We start from the raw sequence: 15,997 nt of genomic DNA on the forward strand, positions 1-15,997 counted from the left end.
CCATGACCTGCCGCAAGATCGCCACCTGCGCGCTTGTGTTGGCAAAGCGGATGCGCTGATGGGTGGTTTGTGGATCATCGCGGGCATGACATTTTGCGCCTTGGTGCCTTTTGTCGTGCAGGTCCGGTTGGCGCGGGCGGGGAAATTCGGGCCGGTCCTGTCGGTTTTGGCGGTGTTGGGCGCGGTTGCTGTGATCTTGCTTTATGCCACGGCCAAACCCTTTGGGATCCACCCCGTGCAGGCGATGGCAATCTTGCTGTTGGGGGTTGTGCCTGCGGGCCTGGGCGGCGGGGCAGGCGCGCTTTTGGGCAAGCTGTTGCGCAACCGCGATGACCGCAGGTCTCGTTGATCTTTACATCTTGGGCCGGTCTTGCGCAAAAGACCCCAGACAAGGATGGACCCGATGATACAGAACCTTCCCCCCGTGCGCGGCACATTGACGGCGGAGCGGCCGCTGGCCGATTTGACATGGATGCGCGTCGGCGGTCTGGCCGAAATGTTGTTCCAGCCCGCCGATGCAGAAGATCTGGCGGCGTTTCTGGCGGCACTCGACCCATCGGTGCCGGTGTTCCCGATGGGGGTTGGCAGCAACCTGATCGTGCGCGATGGCGGGATACCGGGCGTTGTTGTGCGGCTGGGGCGGGGGTTCAATAGTATCACCATCGACGGCGGTATGGTCACGGCGGGGGCTGCGGCGCTGGACGGTCATGTCGCGCGCCGCGCGGCGGATGCGGGGCTTGATCTGACATTCCTGCGCACCATCCCCGGCAGTATTGGCGGTGCTGTGCGGATGAATGCGGGCTGCTACGGGTCTTATGTGGCGGATGTGCTGACATCGGTCCGCGTGGTTCTGCGCGATGGTACCCTGCACGATCTGCCGGCTGCGGACCTGCATCTGGGCTATCGCCACAGCAGCTTGCCTGAAGGCGCGATCATTTTGGCCGCAACTTTTGCGCCCCCCGCAGGCGACCCTGCAACGCTTGGCGCGCGGATGGACGATCAACTGGCCAAACGTGACGCGACCCAGCCGACCAAGGACCGCACGGCGGGATCGACCTTTCGCAATCCGGCGGGGTTTTCCTCGACAGGTCGCGCCGATGATACCCATGAACTGAAGGCTTGGGCCGTGATCGACGCCGCCGGTCTGCGCGGTGCCACGCTGGGCGGGGCGGTGATGAACGTCAAACACCCCAACTTTCTGACCAATGCGGGTGGGGCAAGTGCCGCCGATCTGGAAGATCTGGGCGAGCTGGTGCGGAAAAAGGTTTACGATTCCCAAGGGATCACGCTAGAATGGGAAATTATGCGGGTCGGTTTGCGACACGCGGATTAATGGTCGCAAAGACCGGCGCCCCCAAAGGGGCAAAACCAATGACGGGCCGCAAACGGCCCGCACAAAAGGCGGTGGGTATGTCGAGCAGGGCAAACCCGAAAGTTGTTGTTCTGATGGGCGGTCCATCGGCTGAGCGCGATGTATCGCTCAGCACGGGCCGCGAATGTGCAGCGGCTTTGCGGGCAGCAGAATGTGACGTGATCGAGGTCGACGCCGGCCCCGACCTTGCCACGCGTTTGACCCAGATCGCACCCGATGCCGTGTTCAACGCGCTGCATGGTCGCTGGGGCGAAGATGGCGCTGTGCAAGGCCTGCTGGAATGGTTGCGCATTCCCTATACCCATTCGGGGATACTGGCATCCGCCCTGACGCTCGACAAGGAACGCACCAAGGATATCTACCGCGCGGTCGGTCTGCCGGTTGTGGACAGCATTCTGGCCGATGCCGATGACGTGCGCGCGCGTCACGTGATGCCGCCGCCCTATGTGGTCAAACCCTATAACGAAGGCTCCAGCGTTGGGATCTATATCGTGCAGGATGCCGCCAATGGACCGCCGCAATTGTCGGCTGACATGCCCGCGCGGGTGATGGTGGAAACCTATGCACCGGGGCGCGAATTGACGACGACCGTGATGGGCGACCGCGCGCTGACCGTCACTGATATCATCACCGATGGCTGGTACGATTATCACGCCAAATACGCCCCCGGCGGGTCGCGCCATGTGGTGCCTGCGGATATTCCGGCGCAGATTTTCGATGCCTGCATGGATTACGCCCTGCGCGCGCACCGCGCTTTGGGCTGTCGCGGGATCAGCCGCACCGATTTTCGCTGGGACGAAAGCCGCGGCCTTGACGGGTTGATCCTGCTGGAAACCAACACCCAGCCCGGCATGACCCCCACGTCGCTGGCCCCCGAACAGGCGGCCAAGGTCGGGATCAGCTTTCCCGAACTCTGCCGCTGGCTGGTCGAGGATGCATCATGCGATCGTTGATCCGCCGCCGTGCCATGGCCGATGTGCCGCATGATCCGGCCCCCACGAAATGGGGCTATCGCTATCAGCGGCTGATGCTGACACCGGGTGTGCGCGCCGCGATGCGGATCGGCCTGCCGGTGCTGCTGGTCTCGATGGTTGCGGGGGCATGGTTTGCCAAGCCCGAGAACCGCGCCATGCTGGAAGCGCAGATCGCACAGGCGGTCCGCGGTTTTCAGGAACGCCCGCAATTCATGGTGCAATCGATGACTGTGACCGGCGCGGATGATGCGATCCTGCCTGCTGTCACCGCACTTTTGCCCAAGGATTACCCGCAATCCTCGTTCGATCTGGACCTGCTGGCGATCCGCGCCCGGATTGAAACGCTGGACGCTGTGCGCTCTGCCAGCGTGCGGGTCGGGCCGGGGGGGGTGTTGCAGGTCGCGGTGACGCCGCGTGATCCGGTGGCTTTGTGGCGCGACGGGCCTGTGCTGCGCCTGATCGATGCCGAAGGCGTGCAATCCGGCACGCTTGCCACACGCAGCAACCGGCCCGATCTGCCGCTGATCGCCGGCGACGGGGCCGAAAGACATATTCAAGAGGCGCTTGATCTTTATGCCCGCGCCGGGCCGCTGCGCGACCGCGTGCGCGGGCTGGTGTGGATGGGCGAACGGCGCTGGGATATCGTGCTGGATCGTAACCAGCGGATATTGCTGCCAAGCGACGGGCCGGTGGCGGCTTTTGACCGCGTGATCGCGCTTGATCTGGCGCAGGACATGCTCGAACGGGACGTGACCATTGTGGATATGCGCAATGCCGACCGTCCGACCCTGCGCATGAACGAAGATGCAGCGGCCGCTTTGCGCCGCGTGACAACACCAACTGGGACGGGCAATTGATGGGCGATCTTTACGACAGTCAAAGGGCGATGCGGCAAATGCGTAAGGCCGCGATGCAGCGCGGGGTGGTGGCGGTGCTGGATGTCGGCACATCCAAGATCGCCTGCCTTGTGCTGCGGTTCGATGGGCCGGAACGGGTCCGTTCTGTCGATGGTGTCGGCTCGATGGCGGGGCAATCGCAGTTTCGGGTGATCGGGGCTGCGACGACACGGTCGCGCGGCGTGCGCTACGGCGAGATCGACGCGATGCAGGAAACCGAACGCGCGATCCGCACGGCGGTGCAGGCGGCGCAGAAAATGGCCAATGTCCGCGTCGATCACGTCATCGCCTGCCTGTCCGGCGCGCGGCCTCGGTCCTATGGTCTGGCGGGTGAACTGGACGTGTCGGGCGGTACTGTCACCGAACAGGATATCAGCCAGGTCATGGCCAATTGCGATGTGCCTGATTACGGCACCGGCCGCGAAGTGCTGCATGCCCAGCCGGTGAACTTTGCGCTTGATAACCGCTCGGGGCTGGCTGATCCGCGCGGGCAGATCGGCAACAAGCTAACCACCGATATGCATATGCTGACGGTCGATGCGGCTGCGGTTCAGAATATCTTTTACTGCATCAAACGCTGCGATCTGGAACTCGCGGGGCTGGCATCCTCGGCCTATGTGTCGGGCATGTCCACGTTGGTCGAAGACGAACAGGAACTGGGCGCCGCCTGTGTCGATCTGGGCGGCGGGTCCACCGGCATTTCGGTCTTTATGAAAAAGCACATGATCTATGCGGATTCGGTGCGCATGGGCGGTGACAACGTTACCTCTGACATCTCGATGGGGTTGCAGATTCCTGCCGCCACTGCCGAACGGATCAAGACATTCTATGGCGGTGTCGTGGCCACCGGTATGGACGACCGCGAAATGATCGAGATCGGCGGCGATACCGGTGATTGGGAACGCGACCGGCGCACTGTCAGCCGTGCCGAACTGATCGGCATCATGCGCCCAAGGGTCGAGGAAATATTGGAAGAAGTCCGCCTGCGTCTGGATGCGGCGGGGTTCGAACATCTGCCAAGCCAGCAGATCGTGCTGACAGGCGGGTGCAGCCAGATCCCCGGTCTGGACGGTCTGGCCAGCAAGATCTTGGGCCAGCAGGTCCGTCTGGGCCGCCCATTGCGGGTGCAGGGCCTGCCGCAGGCCGCCATCGGCCCCGCCTTTTCGGGGGCGGTGGGGCTGTCGCTGTTTGCCGCAAACCCGCAGGACGAATGGTGGGATTTCGAGATTCCCGCCGACCGGTATCCGGCGCGGTCGCTGAAACGGGCGGTAAAATGGTTCAAAGACAACTGGTGATGCGCAACATCTTGCCGATCGGACGATATTCAGCGGAAAAGGTGAAATATCCGTCAAGATTTGGTGCCTCATTTGTGTTTTTTCCGTGACCTTTCGGCACCATAGGGCTATGCTGGGGGGTAATAGGCAGCAGTCGCCCGGTGGGACGGGCTAAAACAAAAACAGGCGGACAGAGTTATGACACTGAACCTTTCCCTTCCCGGGCACGATGAACTGAAGCCGCGCATCACCGTTTTTGGCGTGGGCGGCGCTGGTGGTAACGCGGTCAACAACATGATCGAAAAGCAACTCGACGGCGTTGAATTCGTTGTGGCCAACACCGATGCGCAGGCGTTGCAGCAATCGCGCGCGACCTCGAAAATCCAGATGGGTCTGAAAGTGACCGAAGGTCTGGGTGCCGGTGCGCGCGCCAGCGTCGGGGCGGCTGCGGCCGAGGAAAGCATCGAACAGATCGTCGATCATCTGGCCGGCGCGCATATGTGTTTCATCACCGCGGGCATGGGCGGCGGCACCGGCACCGGTGCGGCCCCGATCATCGCGCAGGCCGCGCGTGAATTGGGCGTGCTGACCGTGGGTGTCGTGACCAAGCCGTTCCAGTTTGAGGGTGGCAAGCGGATGCGTCAGGCCGATGAAGGCATCGAAGCCCTGCAAAAGGTCGTCGATACGCTGATCATCATTCCCAACCAGAACCTGTTCCGTCTGGCCAATGAAAACACCACCTTTACCGAAGCTTTCGCGCTTGCCGACGACGTGCTGTATCAGGGCGTGAAAGGTGTGACCGATCTGATGGTCCGCCCCGGCCTGATCAACCTCGATTTCGCCGATGTGCGCGCCGTGATGGACGAGATGGGCAAGGCCATGATGGGCACCGGCGAGGCCGAGGGCGAAAACCGCGCCATTCAGGCCGCCGAAAAGGCCATCGCCAACCCGCTGCTGGACGAAATCAGCCTCGAAGGTGCGCGCGGCGTGCTGATCAACATCACCGGCGGCTATGACCTGACGCTGTTCGAATTGGACGAGGCCGCCAACAAGATCCGCGAAAAGGTCGATCCAGAGGCAAATATCATCGTTGGTTCCACGCTGGACACCAGCATGGAAGGCCGGATGCGTGTCTCCGTTGTTGCCACCGGCATCGACGCCAAGGCCAAGCGTGCCGAGGATGCAACCCCGCGCCGGTCGATGTCGGCGCCATTGCCGCAGGCCCATCAGGCCCCTGCACCTGTCGCAGCAGCCCCCGTGCCAGTTGCCGCCGAGCACGTGGCGGCCCAAGCCGATGCGCGTCTGGAGCCCAGCTTGTTCGAGGATCTGGAAACCGATCACGCCCCCATCATGGCGCCCCGCCACGAAGCACCCGTTGCGCAGAGCCGTGCTGATGATCTGCCGCCGCCTGCCTATACGCCGCGCCCTGAGCCGACCTTGTCGGATGCCGATGCATTCGTGGCCCCCCGCGCACCGGCCCCCGGCACCCCCTCGCCAGAGGCGCTGGCCCGTTTGCAGGCCGCCGTCAACCGCGTGCCAAAGCCTGCGGATCAGCAACAGCGCCCCGCGCCACGGGCCGCCGAAGCAGAAAAGCCGCGTTTCGGGATCAACTCGTTGATCAACCGCATGACCGGCGCGCAGGCCGATGCCTCGCCTGCACAACAGCCCGCGCGCACGCAGCCGCAGGTCACCGCCCTGCGGCCCGAACAAGAGGCCGAAGACGATCAGGATCGAATCGAAATTCCTGCTTTCCTGCGCCGTCAGGCCAACTGATCGCAGGCCCCGTGGGGGTCCACGGGTGTGACAAGACTGACAAAGGGCCGCAGCGATGCGGCCTTTTTCATTTTTATCAATGACTTGCGCTTTTTAACGGGTTTGAAACTTGATGTTTCAGTCCGTCGCAAAGAGTGAATTGAGCATGCTGCACCTGCACAGTACCAAGGCCGGAACACATCTTTCCTTACAAGTTTGGTCCCGCCTCGTGCAGAACAGCGTTAAATCTCCCATCGTTTTTGAAGGTGTCGGCCTGCACACGGGTGTTCCCGCGCGGGTTGTTCTGCGCCCTGCGTCTGCGGGGGCGGGGATTGCGTTTCGCCGTGTGGACCTTGCGGGAATGCCGGTGATCGCCGCTTTGTGGCAAAACGTGATAGTTTCGCCGCTGAACACGCGTCTGGCCAATGCCGATGGCGTGTCCGTTTCGACCATCGAACATTTGATGGCCGCCCTGGCGGGCTGTGGCGTGCATAACGCGCTGATCGACATCGACGCCGCCGAAGTCCCTATTCTTGACGGCAGCGCGGCAGCTTTTGTGCGCGGGATCGTAGCGACCGGTCTGCAAACCGACACAGCGCCCCTGCAGGCCATCGAAATCCTGCGCGATGTGACAGTGACCCAAGGGGAGGCGACCGCGACGCTCAGCCCCGCGACGACCTTGCAGATCGACTTTGCAATTGATTTCGCCGATGCCGCCATTGGCCGGCAGCACAAGACGCTGAACATGGCAAACGGCGCTTTCGTGCGCGAATTGTGCGACAGCCGGACATTCTGCCGGTCTGCTGACGTGGATGCGATGCGCGCGCAGGGGCTTGCCCTCGGCGGGAGCATTGATAACGCGGTTGTGGTGGATGGCGACAAAATCCTGACGCCGGGCGGTTTGCGCCATACGGACGAGGCTGTGCGCCACAAGATGCTGGATGCCTTGGGTGATCTTTACACCGCCGGTGCGCCCATTCTGGGGCGCTATACCGGATCACGCGCCGGGCATGCGATGACCAACCTGTTGCTGCGCGCGCTTTTCGCCCAGCCTGATGCGTGGCGCATGGTGCGTTGTGACAGCAATATCGCAGCCCGTTTGCCCGGTGTCGGCGTCAGCCAGGCCGATCTGGTCGCGGTCGCCTAATATCCGGTATCGCCCTGTTGATCGCCACTGGATCAAAAGGCATTTTGCCCCTCAATTTTGTATGCTAGACCGATACAGGACCGCATAGCGCTGCGTGCTTTGCGGCGGCAGTCAGGCAAGAGGACAGCAGACGTGACAAGCAACATGAAAAACAAACGCGTTCTGGGCGCGGTTGCCGCCTTGATGTTGCTGGTGGCTTGCAGTGGCGCGGGCAGCAATGTCGCGATGGAAGACCTGAGCGCGCAGCAGATATTCGAGCTGGGCGAACGCCAGATCGAGGCCGGCAATGCCGATGACGCGGCCTTCACCTTTGGTGAGATTGAACGCCTCTATCCTTATTCAGAATTCGCGCAGCGCGCGTTGATCATGCAGGCTTTTGCCTATCACCGCGATGGCGATTATCCCAACAGCCGCGCCGCGGCCCAGCGGTTCGTCGATTTCTATCCCGCCGAACAGGATGCGCCCTATGCCGCCTATCTTTTGGCCCTGTCCTATTACGACCAGATTTCCGATATCGGCCGCGATCAGGGGCTGACGTTTGAGGCGCTGCAAGCCTTGCGCCGCGTGATCGAAACCTATCCCGACAGCGAATATGCCGCGGCCTCTGTGGCGAAATTCGATCTGGCCTTTGACCAGCTGGCGGCCAAGGAAATGGAAGTCGGGCGCTATTACCTCAAGCGTGCCAATTACGCCGCTGCCGCCAACCGGTTCCGCACCGTTGTCGAAGATTTCCAGACCACGACCCATACGCCAGAGGCGCTGCACCGTCTGGTGGAAGCCTATCTGTCGCTGGGCCTGACCGATGAGGCGCAGACCGCAGGCGCGATCCTTGGCTATAATTACCAGTCCAGTGACTGGTACGCGGCCAGTTTCGCCTTGCTGACAGGACGCGGTCTGGCGACCGAGGCGGCGGGCGACAATTGGCTGGCGTCGATTTATCGGCAGGTGATCCGGGGTGAGTGGCTTTAACCACGGCGGGGGTTTTCCCGCCCTTCGGGGTGCGACATGCTGCGCGGCTTAGACATCAGGGACATGCTGATCATCGACCGGCTGGAATTAGCGTTCCAGCCCGGGCTGAACGTGCTGACAGGCGAAACCGGCGCAGGCAAATCCATCCTGCTTGATTCGTTGGGGTTCGTGCTGGGATGGCGCGGGCGTGCCGAACTGGTCCGCCAAGGCGCCGAACAGGGCGAGGTTACGGCATGGTTCGACCTGTCCACCGATCATCCCGCCCGCGCGATCCTGCGGGATGCGGGGCTGGAGGTCGAGGATGAGCTGATCCTGCGCCGGATCAACACCCGCGACGGGCGCAAGACCGCTTGGGTCAATGACCGCCGCGTCAGCGGTGACGTGCTGCGCGCGCTGTCGGATACATTGGTCGAATTGCATGGCCAGCACGATGATCGCGGCCTGCTGAACCCGCGTGGTCACCGCCAGATGCTCGATGCCTTCGCCGGCGCTGAAGGTGAGCTGGCCACCACGCAGGCCGCTTGGCGTGCGCTGTCCGCTGCGCGCAAGGCGCTGGCCGCAGCCGAAGCCAAGGTTGCCGAAACCCGCGCCGAGGAAGATTATCTGCGCCATGCCGTGGCCGAGCTTGACGCGCTGTCCCCCGAGGCGGGCGAAGAGGCGACATTGGACGCACAGCGCCGCCTGATGCAATCCGCCGAGAAAATCCGCACCGATATCGTCCGCGCGCATGAAGCCTTGGGCCTGCAAGGCGCCGAAGGGCTGGTCAATGATGCGTCCCGCTGGCTGCAAGGCGCTGCCGACAAGGCCGAAGGTCAGCTTGACCCCGCCCTGACGGCGATCGAGGCGATGATGCTGTCGCTGGACGATGCCCAACGCGCCATTGAAACCTGTCTGGACGCGCTGACATTCGATCCCTTCGCGCTGGAACAGGCCGAAGAACGGCTATTCGCGATCCGTGGACTGGCGCGCAAACATGACGTGCTGCCCGACGATTTACGCGGTTTTGCCGATGATTTGCGCGGCCGTCTTGCCGTGCTGGACGGATCCTCCGGCGATCTGCAGGCGCTGGCCGCGCAGGTGCAGTGCGCGCAGGCCGCCTATGATGCTGCAGCGGCCAATCTGCGCGCCAAACGGCAGGGCGCGGCGCGCAAGCTCGACCTTGCGATGGCGGCAGAGCTTGCCCCGCTGAAAATGGAACGCGCCGTATTCACGACCGAAATCACCGATGCCGATTCTGGCCCCGATGGTGGCGATGCTGTGGCCTTTACCGTAGCGACCAACCCCGGTGCGCCGACCGGCCCGATCAACAAGATCGCCTCTGGCGGCGAACTCAGCCGGTTTTTGCTGGCGCTCAAGGTCTGCCTGACCCAAGAGGCCGACGGGCTGACCATGATTTTTGATGAAATCGACCGTGGTGTCGGCGGGGCGACGGCGGATGCCGTTGGGCGGCGGCTGGCGGAACTGGCGCAGGGCGGGCAGGTGCTGGTCGTGACCCATTCGCCGCAGGTCGCGGCCTTGGGCGGGCACCACTGGCGGGTCGAAAAACACCAGCGCGCGGATGCGACCCTGTCCACCGTCGTGCGGCTGGATGCCGCCGCGCGGATCGACGAAATCGCGCGGATGCTGTCGGGCGACACGGTGACAGATGCCGCACGCGAAGCCGCCAAGGCGCTGATCAAGGCCTAAACGGAAAGCGCGCCCGATATCAGGGCTTGGAGCGGCCTTACGGTCCCGTTATCAAGGCACTCACCCGCACATCCGGCCTGCGGGCAGAGTGCAATCACGGCGGAGACGGATGCGCGCAGCTGTCAGATCGACCCTGCAAAAAGGTGCCGCCTATCTGCGGCGCGCCCGATTTGATGCGCTGCAGGTGATGAAAACCCATGGACCGACCCAGATTCAGTTCTGGTTTATCGCATTGGTCATCGGCATCGCGGCGGCGGGGGCTGCGGTGCTGTTCCGGCTGGGGATTTCAGTGATTCAATCTGCCGTTTACGGCACCGAAGATGTCGTGATGTTGCAGACGCTGGCGGCCAGTCTGGCGTGGTATCATGTGCTGGTCGTGCCGATCTGCGGCGGGTTGATCGTTGGGGTAATTCTGCACCGTTTCACCGATGATGGCCGTGTGCGGTCGGTGGCGGATGTCATTGAAGGCGCGGCACTGTCGCGCGGGCGGGTCGAGGTGCGGCGCGGTCTGGCCTCGGCCGCCGCGTCGCTGATCACCTTGTCCACCGGCGGGTCCAGCGGGCGCGAAGGCCCGGTCGTGCATCTGGCCGCCGTGCTGTCCACCATCGTGTGTCGCTGGATCAAGGCCAACGGGATCACGGGGCGCGATCTGCTGGGCTGTGCCGTCGCCGCCGCCGTATCGGCCAGTTTCAACGCGCCGATCGCCGGGGCCTTGTTCGCGCTGGAAGTCGTTCTGCGGCATTTTGCGGTTCATGCCTTTGCACCCATCGTGATCGCGTCGGTGGTTGGCACGATCATCAACCGTACGGTATTTGGCGATGTGGCCGAATTCGTGCTACCGGTGCAGAATGCGCTGGCGTTTTATGTCGAACTGCCGGCCTTTTTGCTGTTGGGGCTGGTCTGCGGGCTGGTCGCGGTGGTGCTGATGAAATCCATCTTCTGGGCCGATGATTTTGCGAATTTTGTGCAAAACCTGACCCGCCTGCCGCGCTATCTGCGGCCTGCGGTGGCAGGGGCCATGCTGGGCGGGCTGGCGATCTGGTTTCCGCATATCATCGGGGTCGGCTATGAAACCACGACCGCCGCGCTGACCGGATCGCTGCTGCTGCACGAGGCCATCGTTCTTGTCGCGCTCAAGGTGCTGGCCGTCGCGATCACCATCGGCGGGCGGATGGGGGGTGGCGTGTTTTCACCATCCTTGATGATCGGGGCGCTGACCGGGCTGGCCTTTGGGCTGATCGCGACGGCGGTCTTTCCGAATGTGTCGGGCGAAGGGTCGCTTTATGCGCTGGCGGGCATGGGGGCGGTGGCCGCCGCCGTGCTGGGCGCGCCGATATCCACGACGCTGATCGTGTTCGAGCTGACGGGCGACTGGCAGACCGGGCTGGCGGTGATGGTTGCGGTGTCTTTGTCCACCGCCTTGGCATCACGGCTGGTGGACCGGTCGTTTTTCCTGACCCAGCTGGAACGGCGCGGCGTGCATCTGGCGGCAGGGCCGCAGGCCTATCTGCTGGCCACGATCCCCGTCATAGCCCATCTGCGCCCCGCGCCAGATGATGCCTGCAAATCATTGATCCAGCAGGGACTTTTTCTTGACCGCAAAGCGACGCTGGAACAGGCGATGCCCCTGTTCGATCGCAGCGGCGCGGCGTTTTTGCCAATCGTGTTCTTGGACAAAGGTTCAGACACGCCCACAGTGCTGGGCGTGCTGTATCAGCTCGATGCCCTGCGTGCGATGAACCGCGCGCTATCGGACACAGCAGCCGAAGAACATTCCTAGATTTCTTCGACGGTGACCTTGCTTTTGTAAAACGCCAGATAGCCCTTGATCTCGGCCACGGCAGGTTTGGGGTCTTCATAGGACCAGACCGCATCCGCGATCAGCCCGCTTTTCGCGGCGATCCCGTAATAGGTGGCACCGCCCTTGTGCGGGCAGGTCGATGTCGTGTCCGACGGTTCCAGAAACGCCATGGCGATATCGGCGCGCGGGAAATAGATCACAGGCGGATAATCGCCTTCGGTCAGTTCCAGCGCCTGGGTGGATTCGCCCAGAACAGCGCCACCAGCGCGCACGACCCATGTGCCCGTCGCAGGGCGAATTGTAATGTGATCAGGCATGAAATATCCTTCGGGTCAAGATTTCTGGTTCCAAGATTCTGGATTATAGGGGGGCGCAAGCAGCGACCAACCATGCATATGTAGCTTGATCAACGCGCGGGCCAATACTTGTTAACGTATCGGCATGATAGCGATCAATCCAGTCCCGTTCTGCGTCGCTCAACAAATCCACATCAATCAGGTGTCGCTCAAACGGGACATGCGTCAGCGTCTCAAAGGCCAGCATGTCGCGCCCGTCGCCACCTTGCAGGGGCGGGGCCTTGCACGTGACGATCAGGTTCTCGATCCGGATGCCGAAATCGCCCGCGCGGTAATAGCCCGGTTCGTTCGACAGGATCATCCCCTCGTGCAAGGCCACCTCGGACCGGCGCGAAATCCCCTGCGGGCCTTCATGCACGCTCAGATAACTGCCGACACCGTGGCCGGTGCCATGGTCGTAATCCATCCCCGCCAGCCACAAAGGCGCGCGCGCCAGCGCATCCAGATGCTGCCCGCCCACACCACGCGGAAACCGGATACGGCTGATCGCGATCATCCCCTGCAAGACGCGGGTGTAACAGGTGCTGTGCGTCGCGGTCGGCGTGCCGATGGCGATGGTGCGGGTGATATCGGTGGTGCCGTCCTGATATTGCCCGCCACTGTCCACCAGCAACAAGGCGTCCTGCCCCAGCGGGCGGTTGCTGGCCTCGCTGACACGGTAATGCACGATGGCGGCATTGGGGCCGGACCCGCAGATCGTCTCGAAACTGATGTCGCACAGGGCATTGGTCTCGCGGCGGAATGCTTCGAGCGCGCGCACGACGTCAATCTCGCTTAACCCGCCTGTTGGGGCAGTGGTATCCAGCCATGCCAGAAACCGCACCATCGCCACGGCATCGCGGTCATGGGCGGCGCGCGCGCCCGCGATCTCGGTAGCGTTCTTGCAGGCCTTGGGCAGGATGCAGGGGTCAGGCGCATGGACCTGCCTTGCCACAGCCAGCGTGCTGGCCACCAGATCGGGGCAGGTCTTGGGGTCGATCTGCACGGTGCCGGTCAGCCCCTGCAATTCAGGCAGGAAATCCGCGACATCGCGCAGGCTGACGTCTGGTCCCAGATGATCGGCAATCCCGTCCGCCTTGCCCGCCCCCGCGAACAAGCTGACAGCCCCGTTGCGGTACAAAATGGCAAAACCCTGCGGCACCGGATTGCGCGGAATGTCGTTGCCACGGATGTTCAGCAGCCAGGCGATAGAATCAGGCAAGGTCAGCACGCAGGCATCCGCCCCCAGCGCCGCCGCCAGCCGCGCGCGTTTGGCAGCATGATCCTCGCCAGCAAGATCCAGCGGCTGCACCGCAAAAGGCGCAGCCGGCGGGGCAGGCTGGTCCTGCCAGATCCGGTCCACCAGATTGTCCCCCGCACGCAGATCGAATGCAGGCAGGGCAGCGCGCAGCTTTGCGATCTCGTCCACACTATGCAGCCAGGGATCATAGCCCAGCACACCGCCGGCAGGGCGCGCCTCTTTCAGCCAGTCAGCCAGTTGCACCTCGGGCCAATGGACCGGTGCGTAACAATCCGCCACCTCTGCCAACACCTGCACGCGGTAGCGCCCGTCGATGAACACGCCTGCACGGTCTTGCAAGACAACGCAAAACCCCGCTGAGCCGGAGAACCCCGTCAGCCAGCGCAGCCGTGCATCGCGGGCGGCGACATATTCGCCCTGATGCGCATCGGCGCGTGGCACGACAAAGGCATCCACCCCCGCCGCCAGCATCTCGGCCCGCAGATCATTCAGGCGCGCTGGCCCCTGGTCAGGGTTGGATTGGGCTTTGAAACTCTGGAACATCGCGCGCCCCTTCTCTTTTCCAAAAATACTCTCGCCGAAGGCCTCCGGTTTGAAAAACCGGATCAGCCGACCCTGCGCATTCCCAAGACGCGCGCCCTTTTGCGCGGATCATTGTCGAACAAGCTGGCCAGCTGCTCTGTCATTGCCCCTGCCAATTGCTCGACATCGGTAATGGTGACCGCGCGTTCGTAATAGCGGGTCACATCATGGCCGATCCCGATGGCGATCAGCTCGACCGCGCGGCGCTTTTCGATCATCGCGATCACGTCGCGCAGATGCTTTTCGAGATAATTAGCCGGATTCACCGACAAGGTGCTGTCATCGACCGGCGCGCCGTCGGAAATCACCATCAAGACCTTGCGCTGCTCATGCCGCGCGGTGATCCGGCGATGCGCCCATTCCAGCGCCTCGCCGTCGATGTTTTCCTTCAGCAAGCCTTCTTTCATCATCAACCCCAGATTGGGGCGGGTCCGCCGCCACGGCGCATCGGCCGATTTATAGATGATATGGCGCAGATCGTTCAGACGGCCGGGGGTGGCGGGGCGGCCATCGGCCAGCCATTTCTCGCGGCTTTGGCCGCCTTTCCATGCCTTGGTGGTAAAGCCCAGAATCTCGACCTTCACATCGCAGCGTTCCAGCGTGCGCGCCATCACATCGGCGCAGATCGCAGCAATGGAAATCGGACGGCCGCGCATCGAGCCGGAATTGTCCAGCAATAGCGTGACCACGGTGTCGCGGAATTCGGTGTCCTTTTCGACCTTGAAACTCAGCGGTGTGGTGGGCGAGGCCACAACCCGCGCAAGCCGTCCGGCATCGAGGATACCTTCTTCGCGGTCGAATTCCCAAGACCGGTTCTGCTGCGCCTGCAACCGGCGCTGCAGCTTGTTGGCCAGCCGCGACACCGCCCCTTTCAGCGGATCCAGCTGCTGGTCCAGATAAGCGCGCAAGCGGTCCAGTTCCACCGGCTCGGCCAGATCCTGCGCGCCGATTTCCTCGTCAAAGGCGGTATAGGCGACCTTGTAATCGGGGTCGGCATCGGACACGGGGGCAGGCTGCGGCGGGTCCATCGGGGCCTCGCCCTCGGGCATGTCGACCTCTTCGCCCATCTCGGCATCGGCCTGGTCATCCATGCTGACCTGCGCCTGTTTGGCGTCTTGCTGGCTTTGCTGGCTTTGTTCGGGGCTGGCTTCGGCCTCTTCGCTGTCGCCTTCGTCGTCGCCGGTGCTGTCAGGTTCGTTCTGATCACCGCCGCCATCTTCGGCTGCGTCATCCTGATCATCGTCCAACTGGTCAGGATCATCGCCCAGCTGGTCACCATAGCCCAGATCGGCAATCAACTGGCGTGCAAAACGGGCGAATTCTTTCTGGTCGTTCAGCGTGGCGCTCAGGTTTTCGAGCGTGCCGCCGCAATGATCCTCGATGAACCCGCGCCAGAGTTGCATGACATTATCCGCCCCCGCAGGCAGGGCGCGCCCGGTCGCCAGATGCCGGATCAGATAGCCCGCTGCGATGGGCAAAGGCGCATCCGCGGCTTGGGTGATCTGGTCATAGCCTTTGCGCCGCGCATCATTGCCGATCTTGGCGTCGATATTGCCCGCGGTGCCGGGCATGTATTGCGCGCCTACGGCTTCGATCCGGGCGGTTTCCATCGCGTCATAAAGATCACGCGCCATCTGGCCTTGCGGCATATAGCGTGCGGCGGTGGCGGTATCGTGGAACCTGTGGCGCAGCGCGAAACTGTCGGCCGTGCCACGCGCTAGCAACACCTCGTCGCGGGTCATGCGGCGCGACACCTGCGGCAGGCGCATGCTGTCCGCCGTCTGGCCGGACGGATCGACCGAAAAGGTCACCGACAATTCGGGGTCGTTGGCCATGACCTTGGTCGCCTCGGCCAGGGCCTTTTTGAACGGATCGGCGGGGTTGTCGGATGGTTTTTGCATGCGAAAGATAAACCACCGGATCAGGGCAGGGGCAAGGGGTGCTGCGC

13 protein-coding genes are annotated in these 15,997 nt (G+C 63.0%); 10 read left to right on the top strand and 3 right to left on the bottom strand.

Annotated elements, in window-relative coordinates:
- Positions 1–58 precede the first annotated feature (58 nt).
- From ACPF9B_RS03305 to ACPF9B_RS03350, 10 genes are all read left to right on the top strand, one after another.
- Positions 59–349, top strand: coding sequence for a UDP-N-acetylmuramate--alanine ligase (locus ACPF9B_RS03305; RefSeq protein ID WP_424179219.1), 291 nt, complete (start codon positions 59–61; stop codon positions 347–349).
- 54 nt (positions 350–403) lie between these two features.
- The gene (murB, locus tag ACPF9B_RS03310; protein ID WP_424179221.1) at positions 404–1,333 is read left to right on the top strand and encodes a UDP-N-acetylmuramate dehydrogenase; all 930 of its coding nucleotides are present in this window, start codon (positions 404–406) and stop codon (positions 1,331–1,333) included.
- A 113-nt stretch (positions 1,334–1,446) separates the two neighbouring features.
- Positions 1,447–2,325 carry a D-alanine--D-alanine ligase gene (locus ACPF9B_RS03315; protein WP_424180335.1) on the top strand — a complete coding sequence of 293 codons (879 nt, stop codon included), beginning with the start codon at positions 1,447–1,449 and terminating at the stop codon, positions 2,323–2,325.
- Entirely contained in the window at positions 2,313–3,203 is an 891-nt protein-coding gene (locus ACPF9B_RS03320) for a cell division protein FtsQ/DivIB (RefSeq protein WP_424179223.1), read from the top strand. Before ACPF9B_RS03315 ends, ACPF9B_RS03320 begins: the two co-directional genes overlap by 13 nt.
- Positions 3,203–4,537, top strand: a complete 1,335-nt coding sequence (gene ftsA, locus ACPF9B_RS03325; RefSeq protein ID WP_424179225.1) for a cell division protein FtsA — start codon at positions 3,203–3,205, stop codon at positions 4,535–4,537. The genes ACPF9B_RS03320 and ftsA overlap by 1 nt, the downstream gene beginning before the upstream one ends.
- A 177-nt stretch (positions 4,538–4,714) precedes the next feature.
- Positions 4,715–6,289, top strand: coding sequence for a cell division protein FtsZ (ftsZ, locus tag ACPF9B_RS03330; RefSeq protein ID WP_007205396.1), 1,575 nt, complete (start codon positions 4,715–4,717; stop codon positions 6,287–6,289).
- Between the two features lie 208 nt (positions 6,290–6,497).
- Positions 6,498–7,415 carry a UDP-3-O-acyl-N-acetylglucosamine deacetylase gene (lpxC, locus tag ACPF9B_RS03335; RefSeq protein WP_424179227.1) on the top strand — a complete coding sequence of 306 codons (918 nt, stop codon included), beginning with the start codon at positions 6,498–6,500 and terminating at the stop codon, positions 7,413–7,415.
- A 144-nt stretch (positions 7,416–7,559) separates the two neighbouring features.
- Positions 7,560–8,384: an outer membrane protein assembly factor BamD gene (locus ACPF9B_RS03340; protein WP_424179229.1), complete on the top strand. Its 825-nt coding sequence runs from the start codon at positions 7,560–7,562 to the stop codon at positions 8,382–8,384.
- Positions 8,385–8,420: 36 nt separating this feature from the next.
- A complete protein-coding gene (gene recN / locus ACPF9B_RS03345; protein WP_424179231.1) occupies positions 8,421–10,070 on the top strand; it encodes a DNA repair protein RecN in 1,650 nt (549 codons plus the stop codon).
- Between the two features lie 109 nt (positions 10,071–10,179).
- Positions 10,180–11,850 carry a chloride channel protein gene (locus ACPF9B_RS03350; protein WP_424179233.1) on the top strand — a complete coding sequence of 557 codons (1,671 nt, stop codon included), beginning with the start codon at positions 10,180–10,182 and terminating at the stop codon, positions 11,848–11,850.
- Here ACPF9B_RS03350 and ACPF9B_RS03355 read toward each other — a convergent pair.
- From ACPF9B_RS03355 to cobT, 3 genes are all read right to left on the bottom strand, one after another.
- Complete coding sequence (locus ACPF9B_RS03355) at positions 11,847–12,188, bottom strand: DUF427 domain-containing protein (protein WP_007205391.1); 342 nt, start codon at positions 12,186–12,188, stop codon at positions 11,847–11,849. The genes ACPF9B_RS03350 and ACPF9B_RS03355 overlap by 4 nt on opposite strands.
- Before the next feature lie 43 nt (positions 12,189–12,231).
- Positions 12,232–14,010, bottom strand: a complete 1,779-nt coding sequence (locus ACPF9B_RS03360) for an aminopeptidase P family protein (protein ID WP_424179235.1) — start codon at positions 14,008–14,010, stop codon at positions 12,232–12,234.
- Between the two features lie 62 nt (positions 14,011–14,072).
- Positions 14,073–15,950: a cobaltochelatase subunit CobT gene (gene cobT / locus ACPF9B_RS03365; RefSeq protein WP_424180337.1), complete on the bottom strand. Its 1,878-nt coding sequence runs from the start codon at positions 15,948–15,950 to the stop codon at positions 14,073–14,075.
- Positions 15,951–15,997 lie beyond the last annotated feature (47 nt).

It is taken from the genome of Yoonia sp. TsM2_T14_4 (assembly GCF_049602355.1).
Classification (GTDB): domain Bacteria; phylum Pseudomonadota; class Alphaproteobacteria; order Rhodobacterales; family Rhodobacteraceae; genus Yoonia; species Yoonia vestfoldensis_A.

Bases quoted from the DNA above. Each gene is read 5' to 3' on its own strand.
- ftsA (WP_424179225.1), top strand. From the start codon at position 3,203: ATGGGCGATCTTTACGACAGTCAAAGGGCGATGCGGCAAATGCGTAAG.
- recN (WP_424179231.1), top strand. From the start codon at position 8,421: ATGCTGCGCGGCTTAGACATCAGGGACATGCTGATCATCGACCGGCTG.
- ACPF9B_RS03340 (WP_424179229.1), top strand. From the start codon at position 7,560: ATGAAAAACAAACGCGTTCTGGGCGCGGTTGCCGCCTTGATGTTGCTG.
- ACPF9B_RS03350 (WP_424179233.1), top strand. From the start codon at position 10,180: ATGCGCGCAGCTGTCAGATCGACCCTGCAAAAAGGTGCCGCCTATCTG.
- ACPF9B_RS03315 (WP_424180335.1), top strand. From the start codon at position 1,447: ATGGGCGGTCCATCGGCTGAGCGCGATGTATCGCTCAGCACGGGCCGC.
- murB (WP_424179221.1), top strand. From the start codon at position 404: ATGATACAGAACCTTCCCCCCGTGCGCGGCACATTGACGGCGGAGCGG.
- ACPF9B_RS03320 (WP_424179223.1), top strand. From the start codon at position 2,313: ATGCGATCGTTGATCCGCCGCCGTGCCATGGCCGATGTGCCGCATGAT.
- ftsZ (WP_007205396.1), top strand. From the start codon at position 4,715: ATGACACTGAACCTTTCCCTTCCCGGGCACGATGAACTGAAGCCGCGC.
- ACPF9B_RS03355 (WP_007205391.1), bottom strand. From the start codon at position 12,188: ATGCCTGATCACATTACAATTCGCCCTGCGACGGGCACATGGGTCGTG.
- cobT (WP_424180337.1), bottom strand. From the start codon at position 15,950: ATGCAAAAACCATCCGACAACCCCGCCGATCCGTTCAAAAAGGCCCTG.
- ACPF9B_RS03360 (WP_424179235.1), bottom strand. From the start codon at position 14,010: ATGTTCCAGAGTTTCAAAGCCCAATCCAACCCTGACCAGGGGCCAGCG.
- ACPF9B_RS03305 (WP_424179219.1), top strand. From the start codon at position 59: ATGGGTGGTTTGTGGATCATCGCGGGCATGACATTTTGCGCCTTGGTG.